At 37.1% G+C, this 19,300-nt stretch carries 13 protein-coding genes; 6 read left to right on the forward strand and 7 right to left on the reverse strand.

The genetic code is table 11. The features are described from left to right. The first annotated feature begins 358 nt into the window (after positions 1-358). The 5 genes from K4L44_08200 to K4L44_08220 all read left to right on the forward strand — a co-directional run bounded on the left by K4L44_08200 (position 359) and on the right by K4L44_08220 (position 4,665). Positions 359-550, forward strand: coding sequence for a cold shock domain-containing protein (locus K4L44_08200; GenBank protein QZE15798.1), 192 nt, complete (start codon positions 359-361; stop codon positions 548-550). Between the two features lie 459 nt (positions 551-1,009). Beyond that, a complete protein-coding gene (locus K4L44_08205) occupies positions 1,010-1,537 on the forward strand; it encodes a TlpA family protein disulfide reductase (protein ID QZE15799.1) in 528 nt (175 codons plus the stop codon). A 164-nt stretch (positions 1,538-1,701) separates the two neighbouring features. After that, positions 1,702-2,697, forward strand: a complete 996-nt coding sequence (locus K4L44_08210) for an alpha/beta hydrolase (protein ID QZE15800.1) — start codon at positions 1,702-1,704, stop codon at positions 2,695-2,697. 226 nt (positions 2,698-2,923) lie between these two features. Beyond that, the gene (locus K4L44_08215; protein QZE15801.1) at positions 2,924-3,568 is read left to right on the forward strand and encodes an isochorismatase family protein; all 645 of its coding nucleotides are present in this window, start codon (positions 2,924-2,926) and stop codon (positions 3,566-3,568) included. Between the two features lie 200 nt (positions 3,569-3,768). After that, positions 3,769-4,665, forward strand: a complete 897-nt coding sequence (locus tag K4L44_08220) for a hypothetical protein (GenBank protein QZE15802.1) — start codon at positions 3,769-3,771, stop codon at positions 4,663-4,665. Positions 4,666-4,927: 262 nt separating this feature from the next. On the opposite strand, the gene K4L44_08225 is transcribed toward K4L44_08220, so the two are convergent. The 6 genes from K4L44_08225 to K4L44_08250 all read right to left on the reverse strand — a co-directional run bounded on the left by K4L44_08225 (position 4,928) and on the right by K4L44_08250 (position 15,364). Next, entirely contained in the window at positions 4,928-6,100 is a 1,173-nt protein-coding gene (locus K4L44_08225; protein QZE15803.1) for an ABC transporter permease, read from the reverse strand. A 14-nt stretch (positions 6,101-6,114) separates the two neighbouring features. Further along, a complete protein-coding gene (locus K4L44_08230) occupies positions 6,115-7,302 on the reverse strand; it encodes an ABC transporter permease (protein ID QZE15804.1) in 1,188 nt (395 codons plus the stop codon). A 3-nt stretch (positions 7,303-7,305) separates the two neighbouring features. After that, on the reverse strand, positions 7,306-8,289 hold the full coding sequence (locus tag K4L44_08235; GenBank protein QZE15805.1) for an efflux RND transporter periplasmic adaptor subunit: 984 nt from the start codon (positions 8,287-8,289) through the stop codon (positions 7,306-7,308). A 25-nt stretch (positions 8,290-8,314) separates the two neighbouring features. After that, positions 8,315-9,793, reverse strand: a complete 1,479-nt coding sequence (locus K4L44_08240) for a TolC family protein (protein ID QZE15806.1) — start codon at positions 9,791-9,793, stop codon at positions 8,315-8,317. A gap of 549 nt (positions 9,794-10,342) precedes the next feature. After that, a complete protein-coding gene (locus tag K4L44_08245) occupies positions 10,343-12,085 on the reverse strand; it encodes a SusD/RagB family nutrient-binding outer membrane lipoprotein (GenBank protein ID QZE15807.1) in 1,743 nt (580 codons plus the stop codon). 48 nt (positions 12,086-12,133) lie between these two features. Then, positions 12,134-15,364: a SusC/RagA family TonB-linked outer membrane protein gene (locus K4L44_08250; GenBank protein ID QZE15808.1), complete on the reverse strand. Its 3,231-nt coding sequence runs from the start codon at positions 15,362-15,364 to the stop codon at positions 12,134-12,136. Positions 15,365-15,651: 287 nt separating this feature from the next. Here K4L44_08250 and K4L44_08255 point away from each other — a divergent pair, with 287 nt between their 5' ends. Beyond that, complete coding sequence (locus K4L44_08255; protein QZE15809.1) at positions 15,652-16,254, forward strand: DUF4251 domain-containing protein; 603 nt, start codon at positions 15,652-15,654, stop codon at positions 16,252-16,254. Between the two features lie 216 nt (positions 16,255-16,470). Here the strand turns inward: K4L44_08255 and K4L44_08260 are convergent, their stop codons facing one another. Beyond that, positions 16,471-19,293 (reverse strand): beta-N-acetylglucosaminidase domain-containing protein, encoded by a 2,823-nt coding sequence (locus K4L44_08260; GenBank protein ID QZE15810.1) that lies wholly within the window; start codon positions 19,291-19,293, stop codon positions 16,471-16,473. Positions 19,294-19,300: the final 7 nt, after the last annotated feature.

The raw sequence follows: 19,300 nt of genomic DNA on the forward strand, positions 1-19,300 counted from the left end.
CTCCTATTTTAATTAAACAAAAAAAACCTCATAAGATTTGTTTAATTCAGATTTTATTTCCTACCTTGCGTAACGTAAGGTTTTTCAATAAGGAGAACCACGGGCGTGTTTAAGTATAGGGAAATGATTCTATACATGAAACACACTTGTTCTTGTTAATGTTTTTTTGGCTTCATTATTCGCCTCAAAAAAGTAGTTTATGATACGATATTTTACGATTAGTATCATTTTATCTCACTTTATTGATATCCTATTTTGAATTCACTTCTTCATTAATTTTATTTATTATTTTAAGTAATTGCACTTTGCTTTTTTAAAATGCTTTTAGCAATGGTAAGGTGCTCAATATTTTTACAAAATGAACAACGGAATTGTAAAGTTTTTTAATGAATCAAAAGGTTATGGTTTCATTAAAGAAGACGAGACAAACAAAGAGTATTTCGTACACGTAACTGGTTTGGTTGACGAAATTAAAGAAGATGACCAAGTTACTTTTGAACTTAAAGAAGGTAACAAAGGACTAAATGCAGTGAACGTGAAACTAGCATAATAGTAGTTCCTAAAGAACAACACCTCTTCCTTTCATAAAAAGAAGAGGTGTTTTTTTTTGAAAAAATCAGAACAATAATGGATCGATATACTTACAGATCTATGACTTCCTTCCCCGCACTCTTTTCAACTGTTTTTCAATAAGATATATTTTAAAACAAAAACTTTCTTACACTCTCATACCCCTCTAATAATCTGAGTTGCACATATATTTAATTCGAACCAATTATACAGCATAAAAGATACAATCATGAATAATTATTAAAATAAACTACATTTTGCATAATAATTTTATATTTTAGTTTAGTTTTTAATAAAACGTTTTTAGATTTGTATAGATAGATCAAAGAATAAGAAAATTTTCTATCTGTGACATGGTGAATATTTTTTTGGAAGGGATACATACACGATATTTCCATCCATTACGAATTGAATTTCTGAATTTTTAATTATAATTTTTATGAAAAGACTAACTCTGTGTTTAGTTGCTTTAGTGATGGCATTTTCATCAATGGCTGGAACTGCAAATGCTGAAAGTGATGCAGGAACAAAGGTAAAAACTGGTGCCAAAGCACCTGATTTTCGTTTTGAAATTGCGCCTAATACTCCTAAGTATTTAAGCAGTTACAAAGGAAAAGTTATTGTGCTAAACTTCTTTGCTATATGGTGTCCTCCTTGTCGTAAAGAGATTCCACAAATCTCTAGAGAATTATGGCCAAAATACAAAGACAATCCTAATTTTGCGATGTTTATGTTCGGTAGAGAGCATAGCTGGGAAGCACTATTAGACTTTAAGAAGCGTTACGAGTATGATATGAATATTGTTCCTGATATTGATCGTTCTATTTTCGACAAATATGCAACAGGACAGATTCCAAGAAACTATGTGATTGGAAAAGATGGTAAAATCTTCTACCAATCTCAAGGTTTTAACCTAAACGAGTTTAAAGAAATGATGGAAAAGATTGATGAAGCATTGAAGCAATAATCACTTTTCTTTTCAAATTACAGAGGCCGTCTTACTTTTGGGTAAGACGGCTTTTTTATTTATTTGAGTAACATAATTTAGTAATTCTATTTATTGCCACTGGCATCTTTTTTATATTTTGCATTGAATTAAACGAAACACATTCATTACAAACTTAATTTAGTATGCAAAACAGCAGCAAACTACAACTCTTTACTATCTGTCTCCTAATCTTAATGACTGGGTGTAGTAGCGAATTGGAAGAACCAATAGACACTGAAGGAATAATGGTGATGGCAAATGCAACCTATCCTGTTGTATTACACAAGGATATTGCCTATGGTTTCGGCCTAACCCAAAAGAGTATGTCATCTAAAGAGCGTATTGAAAAGCCACTTCTTCTCGATATTTACACCCCTGAAAATAAAGAAACCAAACGACCTCTTTTTATCTTTATCCATGGAGGGGGATTTAAAGGAGGATCAAAAGATGCCATCACAATAAAGAACTTGGCAGACTACTTTACCTCTCGTGGTTGGGTTTTTGTTTCCCCTAGTTATCGTCTTCAGAATGATTTTGGAACAGTCCCACAAGAGTGGAAAGATACAGCACTTCAAATAAATCAGGATACCGTTTCTCAATTCAATGCAATGTATACTGCAGTTCGGGATACCAAAGCTGCTTGTCGATGGGTTATGTCCAATGCAAACTCTTACGGTATCGACACAAATAACATCTCCATCGGAGGAAGCTCTGCAGGGGCTATCACAGCCATAGCAGTGGCAATATCAGAACAGGAAGATTTTCGTGATGAACTATCTATTGCACAAGATCCAACGCTAAAAAAGACGCATCTTGATCAATCCATTCATTTTGGTTCGATTATCGATCTTTGGGGATCTAGTATTGCATTAGGGGCTCATGAAATGGTATACCAGACAGAACGCTTTGATGTCCAAGACCCACCCCTGTTTATTTTTCACGGCACAAAAGATTTGACGGTGCCTTTTATCGGAGCACAAAGCCTAAAAAAGAGATATACTGAATTGAATATCCCTTATGCATTCTACCCTATCGAAGGAGGAGGACATGGCGTATGGAATACAACCTATGAGGGGAAAACTTTAGAAGAGTTGGCTTTTCAATTTATTGTAGAACAGCACAACCTTAAAGTGAAGTAAGCATCTTTAACACATTCTAATGGGAATCTACATTTTTAGAAAAAAACCCTATCTTCATGGAATACTCCTTTGATTGATGGAAATATTTCCAATATTAAAGGACAACGGGGAGGATATCGTAAGATCATCAAAAGTGGTCTTTAATATGGTTTTCTATGTTTATAAGAACCAAACGATCTCCACTTTGGTTTTAGTAATGTGAGTGTAACTTTAAAAAGAATGAATTATGGCCCAAACACCGGTTATCTTTTGGAATATCGACACACAATATGATTTTGTAGAGCAGGATGGAGACTTATATGTAGAAGGGGCTGAGCTATTAAAGCCTCTTTGGGAAGAGATCCTCTCCTATGCACGGGAAAAGAATATTCGCATTATATCCACCAAAGACCATCATTTTTTGGATTCGGATGAACTTTCAGATAACCCAGACTTTGTAGACACTTTTCCACCTCACTGTATTGCTTTTGAGAAAGGCTCCAAGAGTGTGTTGTCTAATATTGAGGACAATGGATTTATTTTAGATTGGGATCTGAAGATGGGAATGGTACATTTGAAGGACATTTACCATCAAAATATCCCTATTACCATCTTAAAAGATCGATTCGATTTTACGCAAGGAAATCCCAATAGTGAAAATATCCTTCAGATAATTGAGGAGAAAAAAATGTATATCATGGGGGTTGCCGAGAATGTCTGTGTTAGTCAAGCAGCCATTGCCCTTGCTAAAAATGGTTTTCATGTTACAGTAATTTCGGATGCGGTAAAAGCAATCCCTGGACTTTCAACACCATATGAAGAGTGGAAAGAGCGAGGAATTGAAATGAAAAGATGGGAAGAGGTAAAAGAGGAGATCAAAACACTCTTTTAAAACAGAAGACAAGAGCATAACCCTATAAAGGACGAGGATACACACCATCCTCGTCTCTATTTAAATTCGTATTTCTCACCCTTATCGTTCTCCAGTAAAAAAAAGCAACCTCATAGTGTTGTATAAAAAGCATAAAGCAGTTAAATTGCCAACATTCTCATTTGTGAGTACATTATACAATTAAAGAATCATATTCGGTTATGCTGCAAGTAATACAACAAGACTTTGACTGTTCCATATACAAGGTGGAAGAAAAGAATTGCGTTCATACATTCTTTATCTCTACTCCAGAGAGTCGACATATATGCTCTGACTTAAGCTTTGTTGGAGAGAACCTTCAAAATGGGTTGAAACAGTCTTTAGCAAGAACCATAAGTCAACTTAAGTTCAACCATTTGTTTCTCGAGGACCAAAAGAACACCACATTACTTCTTCCCTCCTCTGCTGCCTTCGGTTTTCCAATACGTGATGCAATTCAGGATAGTCTAGGCTGGGGAAAATATGCTACGAAATTCCATATAGATCAGATAGAATCCTTTAATGAACAACTATGGATCGTAGATCAAGGTTGGAATGAGGAGTCTTTAAACAGATGGGCAGAACCACTTATTTCATCGCAGGAGCAGAAGGTACAAGACCTTAAAAAGATTACGATATTCACCTTGGGTTCTCAGCAATACCTAGAGGCTCTTTACCAATGGGCAGAGAGTTGGCAGAAGACACACAAAAGCCCACTAGAGATACAAATATTCTTCTTTGAAGGGATATTTATCCTTCAAAAAGAGAACGCAACAAAACAGATGTCTATGAGCAAATCCGATGCCAATCTAGCACCTGAATATATCGATGGACACTATTATAACACTTTATATCCGATACAACGAGAAGCGGTTGGTTCTATTGAAGAGAGAGTTTTTGATCCCCTAAAACACCTTCATCGAGAAAAAGAGTATTGGGAAAACACACAGAAACATATTGAAGATGGATTAACCTACCAACAACTTGCATCTGAGAAAATACCATTCATTGATGCGGAGGCATTTGGAGAGGTCTCGTTATTAGCAGAAGTAGAAAAAGCACTACATCAGTTAAGATAATAAGATACGGTTTATGGTATCAACTTGAATTCTATCATGGGGTGCCCCCTTTCATAGGCACCCTTTTCTGTATATCTATTCACTTAATATTCAAAGTGGCATATGTGGTGGTTGCATCCTCTTGGGGATCTTGATTCAACCAGTTCCTTGAGCTTGTCGAAAGGGTTCAAGATTGAAGGAGGTTTCACGTTACCATTTTACACTAAAAAAGGGAATGCTCATTAAAGAACACTCCCTTCAGTATATATAGTTAAACATGGCTCTAAAGATTCTTCTTTCGACGAATCTGTGCAACCCTATATAGAGTCAAACAGAAGAATAGTGCCGCCAATTGCCATAGGTGAATCCATTGTTCACTACAGACCTCTAAACCCGAATGCATGATCTGCATCTTGTATATTCCAATGATCGCTTGAGTACTTGGAATAAAAGATCCAAAGACTCTCCAAAAGTCAGGCATAGATTGATAAGGCCATGAAATTCCTGACAAGAAAAGCAGTGGAATAGATGTAAAAAGCAAAAATATCATCGAACTAGTACGTTCTTTAAAGAATGTACTCAAGAGTAGCGCAAGACATATCGTCGCTAACAGAAATGGGAATACAAATAACAATAGTTCTGGTATACTAGCCCATGCTGGATATTTGAGGATCCAAAAGCTATTAATCAACAGATGGATTACCACAGGAATATAGAGAACAAAGAAAGCAGCCCCACGTCCTAAAAGTTGTATTAAAATATCTTTCACCCCCATATCTGGTTGCAAAAACCAACTTCTTCCTTCAGCATATGCTGTACCTGCAAAAAGGCCCATTCCCATAAGTAAAGTCTGATGAAGAATTAGGATCAATACCGCTGGCATCAAGTAACTCGCATAACCTCCAGTAGGATTGAATAATGAACGTGACTCATATCTAATATTGAGCGCATTATCCACTGCATTAGCCATCATCTTTCCTTTTAACAACTGCTTCTTCACACGTATTCCTGCATTCATGGTTCCAACCACATAATTGGCACCAGTCAGAAGTTGTTTATAATACATGAAATAGGTAGCATCAGCAAATACCGAGATACTAGCAGTTTCGCTTCGCATCACCTGTTTCTCTAGCCCTTTAGGAATCACGACGATTCCTTTAGCCTTGCCATCCTTTAACAACTCTTTGGCATGCGTAAAGTCTACACAACGATAAGTAGTTTCCACCTGTTCTGTTGCATCTAGATTACGTGCAAAAAGCCTACTAAAATTGGTACCATCTTGATCGACAACTGCTACAGGGATATCTTTCACCACCTCTTGGTTGTAAACCCATCCATATAAAATAGGATAGATCACACTTGCACCAACAATGATAAACATCACCCCAAAATCAGAGAAGATCTGAGACAACTGTGTCTTAAAAACATCCAATAATGTTTCCTTATGTTTATTCATGACCTTTTCTTTTTTTATAATCGTCCCCAGAATTTCTCTTCTAAACAAACACGCTTCAGTTTTCCACGGAATGCAAAGGGAATTAGTAAAAATATCAACATCGACCCAATTGGAAGCAAGCTATCTAATGGAGATGCTCCTCGAAATACTTGCCCTAGAAGAAGGTCTAGATAGTGCGAAAAGGGCCATAACTTTGACATATAGACCGCTAAAGAAGGCATACTATGAAAAGGAAATGTTAAACCTGAAAAACTAAAGGCTACGGCACCATAAAAAGAGCTAAAACTCATAGCCATACGAAGACTAGGGTTCAAACATAAAAATAGTATTCCTACTCCCATATCTGCCAATATCATCACAAGCAGTCCTATATTTACGAACGTTAATGAACCGATCACTGGAACTTGAAACATTTTAAATAGTAAGGTATTCATAAAGAATCCAACAATCGAAAAGATTCCAAAGTAAGGGGTTAATTTTCCTGCCAAAGCGATCAACATATTTCCATCTGTCATCTCCAACCACTCGGTAGAAGTACGATCTCGAAATTCTGTACCAATAGCATAAACGGTACACATGACAACGAATATTTGAAGCATGACAGGGAGCAATGAGGTCACTAAGTAATAGAAATAGTTGGTTGTTGGATTGACCCAAATATGGGTATCTAAACTCAAAGGAACGGTAGAGATCAATGCTTGAGTCTCATTCTGTCCTTTTCTTAAGTTACCTTGTATATTTAATCCAGCAGCGAAAGTTTTCACCACAGTTGTTAATCCCTTATTCACCAATCCTCCTGGAAGAAGATAAGCGTTGTTGTAGTATCCCACCACCCTAGGGGCAATCCCCTTATAGATATCTTTTGAGAACCCTTCGTCAATGAAGAGAATACCATAAGCATCCCCTTCATATAGATGTCTCTTTGCATCCAAAAGATTGGTCTCTTTGAAAGCAACCTTCATGGCCTGAGTATTGTCTACCATCTTAGTCATTTTTCTCGACAAGGAGGAGCCATCACGGTCGACAACCACAACGGGAAGATCCGTTGCAACTCCTTTAGAGAAAAGAGAGGTAAAGAATAGAAAAGATATTAAAGGAAGAAAGATAGATAACCACATCAACAAATGCTTTTGACGCATCATCGATATTTCACGATATACAACACCCCAAAAGCCCTTTTTTAATGATTGATTACTCTTCATATTTTAGATCTTATTCCAATCCAACAATGCAGTCATTCCTGGACGCAAACCAGGTATTTTTTCTACAGGAGTAGCTCTTACTTCGAATGTCTTCATGTCGAATCCACCCATCGTTTGAGTCGCCCTATAGGTGGCATATGCTCCTTCTGCTTTGATAAAAGAGACACGAACCGTCACACGCTTCATCTGCATTGCAGGAAGCAATACTTCGATCTCAACCCCTTTCTTGAATTTATGTAGCAGATCCTCTTTCACATTGAAAGTGAACCAAACATCTGAAAGATCAGTAATCGTTACAACAGGATAACCAGGAGTGATAAGCTCTCCTCTTTTTGCAATGATACTCGTCACCTCCCCATCAATAGGAGCAATCAAACGTTTCTCTGACATATACGAAGCCACTTCGTTTACGGCACCATTAGCTCTCTCAACCAATGCCGCAGCAGCTTGTTTGTCTTCGTAGCGAGCCCCTTTCTTTGCCATCTCATATTGAGAAAGCGCCGCATCCTCAGTAAGTTTTGCTGCATCATAACGAGTCTTCGCTTCATCTCTCTTCTGTTCAGGAACGACTCCATCATCATAAAGGTTTGAAACGCGATCATATGTTACGTTTAAAAGATCTGCTGCAGCTTTTGCTTTTAGATATAGATTATGAGCAGCACGTATCTGCTCTTTTCTCGCACCATTCTGGGCTTTTCGACTTTGCGCTTCAGCCGCTTTTTTAGCTGCCTGTGCTTGCTCCATCTTAGCCGACACCTCTGGGCTTTCAAGAGTCAAAAGAAGTGTTCCTTTACTTACCTCATCTCCTTCATGAATCTCTAATGAGTCGATTCTTCCAACCAATTTGGTTGCGACTTTCACTTCTGTTGCTTCTGCTTCTCCTTGGAGAATAACCTTTTTAGGTTTTAAAAGTAGTGATGCACCGATGCTCAATACAATTAAAATGATCAACACTACAATTCCAATGCCGTAACTTCTATTTTTCATTATATATATAATATTATCCTGTTATCTATTTTTTCACATCTACAGTATATGACACAAAGCTATCACTCATACCGCACCACTCTAGTAATTTAGCAAACGCAATATCATATTGATACATTGCTTGAAGATGCTCAATCTTTGTTTTAGAAAGATTCATTTGAGCATCCACTACCTGAGTTGAAGTAGCAAATCCCTGTTTAAATGCCTTATTACGCACGCGATAGTACTCATTTGCAAAGCTCATAGAGGTATCTAAGGTTTCTGCAGACTCAGCAGCTTTCTCAATCTCATGATATGTTTTCATTACCACCGTATTGATATCGTTGCTTGCCTTCTCTTTGTAGATAGTAACCTGAGCTCTTTTCGCTTTTGCTGCTTTAATCTTATTTTCTCTAGCAAAACCATCGAAAATATTGATCTTCACACCAATACCAACAAACCAATTTGGAATAAGATCCGTTACTTGATATTCATATAGGTTTCCTGATCCAACTAAAGCAATCTCAGGAAGGTATTCCGACTTCTCTTTTTTCACTAATTGATTGACCATAATCTCTTTTTGGTCTACCTGTAATAGTTTGGGATTGTTTTTCTGTGCATAAGATTGATAGAAATCTAGATCATTTAGTGTCCCCATCACTCCTAATTGAGTAGTTGGAGTAATATTATAACCAACACCTAAAGTGTTTTGCAATCCAATTTGAACTAGCTCCACATCTCTTACAGAGGCTTTATACTTCTGTAATGCATTCATATAAGCAACGTTCGCATGAAGACGTTCTGCCTTAGAGATCATCCCTTGATTTTCTAGATGTTCGGCATCTTCAAGATGTTTCTTAAATCCATCCATCACTTCTTTACGAACCGCCACCAACTTTGAAGAGAGTTGAAGACCGAAATAACGTGCTGCCAACTCAGTAATTTGCTGGTTTGTAATATCTTTAAGGTGTAGATCTGATGCAGCAACTTTTGCCTTAGCAACTCTATTTGCGGCATTAATCTTACCCCCCATATAGATTGGCTGTTTTAGGTTTGCTGTAATCAACCCTAACTGCTGGTCTTGAATAGGAACACTAATAGAGCTTGGAAGTGCAATAGGTGGCATCTTAGACATTCCTCCTTTGATAATAGCCTGTTGCATAGGAGTCATCGTTGGAAGCAGTGCATTCATCATCTGATTTAACCCTCCCATCATATTGTCTGCCATCTGTTTTTGTGCAGAAAGGTCCATCTCCATGGAGATATCATCATTAAACAATGTATAGGTTCCTGTAACAGATAAATGAGGCATGTAAAGACCTTTGGTCGCTTTTGCTTCATACTCCAAACTCTCATGCTCCTTCTCGGAAGCCTGAATGGTATAGTTATGTTCTCTTAACACAGCTATAGCCTCTTCAAACGACATCGCTACAGACTGGTCTGACACCTCTGTCTCTTGAGCTTGCACACAAAGCACGCTACCCATTAAGACTGACACAACCAAACAAATGTGTAACATTTTCATTAATTGACTTTTCATTTGAAAAATTATATGATTTCTAAACAATTATAAATTCAGCAATGATTATGTCACAAATATAGATAGTTTTTTGAGACATTCGACCAATGTATTTTATCAGTCGACAAAAAAGAGTGCTTTTTTTAATTACCAGACAAAACGAATAGACACTTATAGAATGGGATACATAGAAATACAACTAATACACAATACATTATATCATCATAGAAATTAAAAAAACGAATATTCACCACATGTTAAAAATACTTAATATAATAATATGGCGTCCTATTTTATTACTTAATTCTTCTTATATAGAATACAAGAGAAACAACAAACCCAGAAAACAATGATAACAATTTGAATAGGATAACTACACCTCTTGGTATCCAAGCTCAATTCACTTTGCAACACAGGAAGTGATTCAAATAATGCAATTCAAAAGGAATATTATTAAAAAGACAATACTATTCACATAATGGTGCGGGTTAAATTAATGAAGAGGCATCTGAATAGAAGCCTCTTCATTGTATATCTTATAGATAACCAATAGGACTATTCTAACTCCCACCACAATTTTGTACTCATCAAGTCTTGCCCTCCACTACTAGATGTTGTAGGATTCGTTTGATAAGTATGGGGACTTAACACAGGTCGTTGAATAGGAAATGATTTTGCAACCAACTTTGCTGTCACTGAAGAGGACAACCCTTCGACACCCGACTGATAACCTTGAGGGTTTAACAGAGGCTCTTCGTTGGAAAACTTAACTCTTCGAGGAAGATCATCTTGTACATCATTAACCAAAGAGATGAAATAATATTCTTTCCCTTTTTGGTTCTCATCAATAACTCCTTCTGCATCGACAAAGGTTACCTCTCCTGGCTTAATTAATGTTTTAGGGAATCCAGTACGACGATATTCAGCCCATGCATTGTATGGTTGCATATAGAGTGCAATATACTTCTGAGTTAATACTGTCTCTTGTGACGCTGGAGGCAATTGGTCAATATAATCCTTTATATCTTTCTCTTGCACACCCCAACGAACCATAGAAGCACGTACCCCCTTTTCGTAATAAGTTTGATCCCAATCATTAAATTCAGACAGTAAGAAGCAAACCTCGGCATAATCCATGAATGGATTACCAAAAGTAGCTTGCATTGGAGCATTCGGTAGAGAAACATTATTATAGCCAATACTTCCTGTCGATTTGCTATCCAAACCATAAGGCATACCTTCATAATTTTCAGGAATGTATATTCCAGAACCTAATTCATCGGAAGCGACTGGTAAATAGTCTCCTTGAGATATCGCCTTTCCTCCTGTATTATTAATAGCAGTAGCACCAATAGGAGCAGCATAAAAGTAGAGTCGAGGATCTACAATATTAAATGGACCAACACTACCCTTCAATAGATCAATAAATGGTTTTGCCATAGTAAAATCTGTTCTATTACTAACAGCAAACGACTTATAGAAAGGAGCTGCATTGGAAGCATTATTCTCCCCTTTAAATAGAGCATCATCATCGACACTCTGCATGACACCTCGAGTGACTGCATCTTGAAACGCTTTATTTGCAATCTCAGGATCTACACCACGAATACGCATTGCTGCTCTCAAAACAAGAGAGTTCGCCAATCGTTTCCATTTCCCAGCATTACCATGAAAGATATTATCTCCTTGCGTAAAAGCAATTGCCGATTCATCAATCATTTTAGAAGCCTCTTTCAATTCATTTAGAATATCATAGTATATTGCTTTTTGATCGGCATACACTGGATTGATAATCCCAGACTTTAACTTCAAAGCTTGGAATGTTGGGTCATCGTTACCATACGACTCATAAGGAATTGGACCGTAAGTCTCTGTAAGAAGAAGAAAAGTCCATGATTTCAAAATACGTGCGACAGCAATTTGGTTTTCATTTTTACCATAACCAGACATGGTTCCTTTGCTATCTTCTGAAACATTCAAATCAATGATCGTTTTAAGATCATTCAAGTCTGTATAGATCAACTTCCATGCACTAGCATTGGAGTTTTCACGATAAAGGTATCTATCCTCGTCAGTATAGTTTGACTGAGTCCAATACTCGGACCACAACAGTGCCATACGACCAGAAAACCACTCATCTCGAATATCATCCACCAACCTATACTGCGCATTAATCAACAAAGTTGGAGTTGGTACAGAAGTAGGCTCATTTGGGTTATCATTTCTCTCCGTAAGATCATTCGCACATCCCATGAGTAGAAATAATACCACAATAGTTATATATCTAATATTTTTCATAATTACTCAAAATTTTAATTTACAATCGGATTGTTTTGACGTAATCAATTAAAATCCAAACTTAATATTCAAACCATAAGTAGCGGTTGAAGGCAAAGCACCACCCTCGATACCTTGAACATTTCCTGAAGAGGTTACACTCGATTCAGGATCAAAATCACGATTATTTAATCCCCAAGTGACTAGATTACGTCCAAAGACACCAACATGTAAATTCTTTATTACACCAGTCATTTTACTTGGGAAAGTATACCCTAAGGTCACCTCACGTAATTTCACATAAGAGGCATCAAATATATTTTGTGCATCTGGTCCACTATAAAAATCGGCGGCATATCGATTTCCTGATATTTTCGTCTCATTTTTCACTGCCGTAGAAGAGTTGTTTCCACTTCCATCGATATAAACGACCTGTCCATTGGAATCAAACTTTCCATAAACACCATTTAATAAGATGCCATTTTCACGAATATCCGTTCCATTTTGGTAAACAGACCCCTCTAACATTCCGGAGTAGGTACCCCACAAATTAGAAGTAGAATAGTAACTACCTCCATTTTGAATATCAATCAATGCAGTCAAGGTGAAGTTTTTATAGGTGAAGTTATTCGTAATTCCCATATTAAAGTCTGGCAATGTAGTACCCAACACTTCCTGAGATTGAGTGGTTAGATAACGACCATCTTTTGTTACCATCACATCTCCTTGATCGTCATATACGAAATTTGTACCCATAATAGCACCATAAGATTCTCCAACAAACGCATTCACTGTCACCTTAAATGGAGCAATGGCCATCTGGTAATTATCAATACCGTCTTGTAAAGAGACCAATTCATTGGTATTCTTTGCAAAATTCAATGAGATATCCCAAGAAAAGTCATCGGTAAGAATAGGAGTACCTGAAATCATCAATTCGACCCCTTTATTAGTCATCTCGCCTGCATTTAATGTTTGATACAGATATCCTGTTGAACCAGAGACGGCAATCTGGGTAATCAAATCTTTCGTCCTATTAGAATAGTACGTGAAGTCAATACCCAAACGATTCTTTAAGAACTTCATCTCAGTACCAATTTCCCATGAATAGGTAGTCTCGGGTTTAAGATCTGCATTCGGTAGTGTATTGGGAGTACTATAACGAGGAACTCCACCAAAATTTGGTTGATAGTTGGTATAGGTCTCTTTTAAAGAATACGGATCCGTATCATTACCAACCATAGCCCAACCAGCACGTATCTTCATAAAGTTGATCCACTCGTACTCTCTCATAAACTCCATAGAACTTAATATCGCACTTGCAGTGAAAGATGGATAGAAGAAAGATCTATTTGCTTTAGGCAAAGTGGAAGACCAATCGTTACGGAAAGTAGCATCTAGATAATATGTATTCAAATATCCAACACTAAAGCTACCATAGGCACTGACCACCATCTTCTCCTCCTCATAATCGGAAGCGGTCACAGGGTCTTTAGAGTTGGTCGTTGTATACAATCCAGGAAGGACTAGACCACCGGAAGTGGCAGTAGAATTTGAATAATACTCATTAGTACGAAGGTTTGCTCCAGCCAATGCAGTCAAACTAATATCATCAGTCAACTGCTTATTGAAGTTCACCATCATTTCGAAGTTATTTTCCACAGACTGCCTTACAACCTCAGAATATGCTGACGTCGCTTGCGATCCATATGCAGTTCGTTCATCAATACGGAAAGTATAGGAGTCGTGATAAGCTTTCAAACTCGCTTTTAGATACTTCTTAATATCATAAGTCAAGCCAACATTCCCAATATATCTTGTACGCTCATCTTGCGAATAGTTCTCATAACGTGTCCAATATTGGTTATCTGAATATGCTGGAGTAGCATTATAAGCTGAAGTCCTATTCCATGCTCTTTGCGAACCATCTGGGTTAATATAATTTCGAAGACGATGCATGTCTAATTGGCGTTGTCCCCACTGGGTAAATTTAACCATCACATTATTGTCACCATACCCGGTATCTGGACGTCCTTTGGCTTTCGTATTCACATAGGATATCCCTGCTTGAATTTGGAACTTTTCATTCAAATATCTTGAGCCATTAAAACTAACAGTATATTTATCTAACGTAGAATATGGCATATAACCATCTGTATTCACTCCAGTAATAGACATTCTAAACGACCCTTTCTCATCAGCACCTGAAAAACTAAGGGAGTTATTATATGTAATCCCTGTTTCAAAGAAGTCTCTTACGTCATGAGGTGAAGCAACCCATGGTCTTGGAGTCAAATAATTTGCTTGATCATGAGAATCAAATGCATCCCAATGAAGCACCATTCGATTTGGATCGTACTTTGGACCCCAACTTTGGTCTTGATCATACTCTACTGCTTGATACGTTTTTCCATCAAAAGCAACTTGATCAAAATTACCAGATAAACCACCGCCATATTCATTTTGATAACGAGGCAAACGATTGACAGTCTCAAATGCAATTCCCATATTTACTGTTACACCAAATGACTTATCATTCGTCTTTTTCGAACCTTTCTTGGTGGTAATCATGATGACACCATTGGCAGCTCTTGATCCATACAAAGCAGCAGCAGAAGGCCCCTTTAATACGGTCATCTTTTCAACATCATCAGGATTAATGTCCTGAGCCATACTACCAAAATCGTATCCTCCACCCCCTCTTGAAGTATTCGAAGAGTTAAAATTGGAATTATCAATAGGGATCCCATCAACCACAAATAGAGGCTGGTTATTTCCTGTAATAGAACTTGCACCACGAATAAGAATACGGCTAGATCCACCCATAGAACCCGAAGCTCCAGAAACCTGTACACCAGAAACTTTACCTGAAAGTGCAGAAACAACATTATCCTGTTTTGTCTTATTGAGATCCTCTCCACTTACATTCTGTACGGAATACCCTAAAGCCTTTTTGTCCCTTGAGATTCCCAATGCTGTGACCACGACCTCTTTTACAGCAATGGTAGCAGACTTCATCTTTACATTGATAGTAGTTCCACTTATCTGAATCATTGTATCTTGCATTCCTACATAACTAAAGCGAAGCATTTTAGCACCTGCAGGCACCTTTAGGTTATAAAGCCCATCAAAATTAGTCACTGCCCCTACTGTTGTGTTAGGAACCATTACAGATACACCTGGAATAGTCTCTCCAGTTTTAGCATCTGTCACAACTCCCTTGACAACTCTTGTTTGAGCATAAGATGCAAAACAAAACATCATCATGTAAAGGAACGACACGATAAAAATCTTTTTCATAAATTGAAGATTTAGATTGAACATTAGATTGTGGTTTTTTTGATCCTATACTACAACACAAAAGAGACAACTGTTAAAACTATTATGTATACACTCACAGCAGAGTATCAACCACTTATGATCATTCAACAATCATGCAATCTATTTTGTTAAAGGAAACTAAAAAAAAGACGACTTTTTTTTATGGCATAATCTTTGAATAATATCATAAAAAAGACGACTCAATAAACCTTTTATTGATTACTCGTGTTTCATAATTACACCTATATATTTAAAAAAGAAATAATATGAAAGCAATAAAAAAAATAACAATACTATCACTTTTTGTGCTTTTTGTTTTCAGTGGACAAATCGCCTCTGCACAAGAGCCTCAAAATAATGAAGGAACCCCAAAAGAGCTAACTAGAAAAGAGAAGAGAGCGATTAAAAAGAAGCAAAAAGAGGAGGCTGAAAAACTCGCTTTTGAGAAAGCAGCAAATGCATTAGAGAACAATAGATGGGTTCTTGAAGCAAATACAGTATACGATAAAAGAGGTCGATCCATGCAAGTTACATCAAATACAAACTTTGTAATGACCAAAGGAGAAGAGGTATATGTACAGTTAGCATTTCAGAATGTAATGATTGGTCCAAATGGTATCGGAGGAATCACCCTTAAAGGAAGACCTACGAAGAAAGAGATAACCAAAGACAAACATGGTAATATCACCCTTAATATGTCGGTTATTGGAAATGCGTTAACAGTGGATATTCAAGTGAACTTAACGAAAGATGGAAACTATGCAGATGCCACAGTGAATGCTATTACTAGAGGTCAAAGAGTAAGATTCTCTGGAAACTTATACGACATATCAGACAGCACCTACTACAAAAGTGGGATGGACTTCTAAAAACACACATATTAATATGGGATAAGAGGAGCTTACATCTACATGGTTCCTCTTGTTGTTTTTAGAAGACACAAGTCTTTTATTAAAGAGCATACATTTATTGAGATATAATCCCCTTCAGTAGACACACAAAAAGAGGACCTCTAACGAAGTCCTCAATTCATTCTAATCTAAATCAGAATCAATAATATCTATTTAGATAATAATCAAAGCCTATCACTTTACAATTTCAATCAATTCAAATGTTCTATTCGAACCATTAGTAATAGTGCACTTCTCAATATTCTTAAAGTCTGGCACTTTATAAAATGGAGTACTTACAATCTGTTTGAAGGTATTGCCATTTTTGAGTGCAATCTCCAAAGTTACATCCTCCATATTTTGATCAAAAAGTAAAATACTTCCAGCCTCAACAGAAGTAGAGACATCTAAAGATTTCCCAGCTTCAAGTGGACAACTTGTATTAAAATCCTGATCTACAAAACGCTGTCCCAAATCTATTACTTGATCGAAATCAAATTGAAGTGACAACAATCGAATCGCTTGACTCTTCTCATTTGGATTCGAGATAACAACTCTTTTGACAGGTCTTTCCATCGTATAAGTTCCATTAATATCCCCTTCTGCCAAAGTCAACTGATTGCCTTTATCATCAAAATAGACACATTTCAGGTTCTTATACTGATCTCCTAAGTTGATTTTCAAGTTCTTAATCTTCTCTGGTCTCAAGAATGGAATTACAATCTTATTACCTGGTAACATATCTGTAACTTCCAGTTTCTTATTAAACTTCAATGATTCGCCATTGAAAGCAAAAGGCATGTTACGGAACGATTTACTTGAGAATATCATCGTTACATAAGGCTCACTCTTATTTACAAAGATATCGTGTAGTTTTACCCAATGTCCTTTTTGTTTTTTAGAGTCCTCTGTATTTACATAACGAACGAAACGTGCTTTAGGAGCAGCCCCTTCAGCAGTAAACTGAACAACAGGTTGTGTAAAAGTCTTATCTGAAAGAGAGGCCCAAGACTTTCCATCTAATGAGTACTCTAAAACACCTGATTTAATATGATCTCTTGAACTAGTCTGATAGATATCGATAGAACGAATAGGAGTCACCTTCTTCAAATCTACCCCAATATAATCTCCAGGTTTCATCACTTTTCGAAATACATATGCGGTATTGATGTCTTCATCAAAAGCACGATCGGCTCCATCTCTTAATTCTTGGTAACCTATCAACTCGGGCTTTTGAATCTCTTGACCAGTAAGTTGTCCTAAAAATTTGGTCTCAAGACCTAAACTTTTGTTTTTCAGATGAGGCATCAAAGTAGTTCCTCCAACTTCTACTCCACGACCATAATTCTCTACTTGACCAATCTTCTTTACTTGATCAGAGATCTTATGAGAAGCCAAAATAAGACTCCAAGCTCCCTCTAAATCATCATCAGATAATGATTCATTCTCATCTAAAAGAGTCAATCCCCACTCTCCTAATAACTTGAACTGAGACAACCATGGATTAATCTCATCTAAAAGGACAGGATCATTAAGACGTTGTTGAATATTGTTCGAAGAAATAACCATCTTTTGAAACTCATCTCTTAATCCCGCAACATCATGCATCGCAACAAACGATTCAAACTGTAAAGCCTCTTTTCCAGTACGCCATCCCCAAGAAGAGTTTGCATCTTGATTATAAGTTGCAAAAAACTTATAGTCTGAAGCGACTTCAGGCATCAATGTCTCAATAGACTTTGACCATGATTTAAGAGGATTAAATGCCTCGACATTCCACGAATAATTTGCGACACTATAAAGAGAGATCTCTGAAGCTGCAGCATACTCCATAGGATTAGAAACAAAACCGCTCATATCATCTTTCCCTTGAGATGTTAGTCCAATACAAGGACCCAATAATAGGTTATGAACACAATAATCGCTCACAGGAAAGTTCCACCACACATAAGCTTTTCTATTAATACGTGAGTTTACCCAATCTAAACTTTTTTTAGTAATATGACCAACTACAGCATCACCGGTCCACATGACCTCTACTTTTGAGTTCATCTCATCACCCAAAACACTCAAATAGCCTTTCTCACTAGGATTAGCCCACTGTTTGGTATATTCTGTTGGACACATAATAAGAGGAGTCAAATCATGATGTCTCTTATAAAAATCATCCATAATATGATTCAACAATCCTGCTTGCTTATTTGGATCGGTTCCGATACCAGAGATATCATCAAAGAAAACAGCAAAACCACGAACACCCAATTGGTACATACTCTCTAGCTTATCAACCAATTTTTGTTGGTCTTGGTCGTTCCACTTAATATCTTTCCCTGGGTGTATTGCCCATACAAAGTCAACACGATTCTTTTTAGCTACCGCAGCCAATTTGGCAATCCCCTCAGCCTCCACTTTCGGATAAGGATCTCTCCAATGAGGGGAACTATGGAATGGGTCATCTTTGGGTCCATAGATATAGGTATTCAATCGATACTTACCATAAAATTCTAACTGTCTTTTACGATCAGCAAAACTCCATGGTGTCCCATAAAAACCTTCTACGACACCTCTATAGGCAACATCTGGATAATCCACGATATCCCACATACTTTGCTTTTGATCGATCATCTGCTTTAGAGTCTGAAGACCATAATGCAAGCCTCTATCATCGTATGCAACAAGCACAATCTCTTTCTCTAAGATAGCTAGGCGATAAGCTCCCGATTTCATCGGAACATCCTTTGAATATTTACGCAATGATCTTGATGAGGTATATCCAATCTTTACCACTTGCGATGAACGCGCATCACTATTTGGGAGTAAAAAATGAATCGTAGAAGTATGGTCAGATGCAATCTTACTGTAGATCTTTATTTTATAAGATTGAGAATAATCAAAAGATAGATCTTTGTTACTCGACACCTCCTGCATCGAATGCGGGGTAGGTGTAATGTCAGGTTTCGTTCTAGCAAAACCAAAGACCGTAAAAAAACACAAAAACAGTAGTAGTGTAAATTTCATAATTGTC

Source organism: Prolixibacteraceae bacterium, assembly GCA_019720755.1.
GTDB classification, from domain to species: domain Bacteria; phylum Bacteroidota; class Bacteroidia; order Bacteroidales; family Prolixibacteraceae; genus Halosquirtibacter; species Halosquirtibacter laminarini.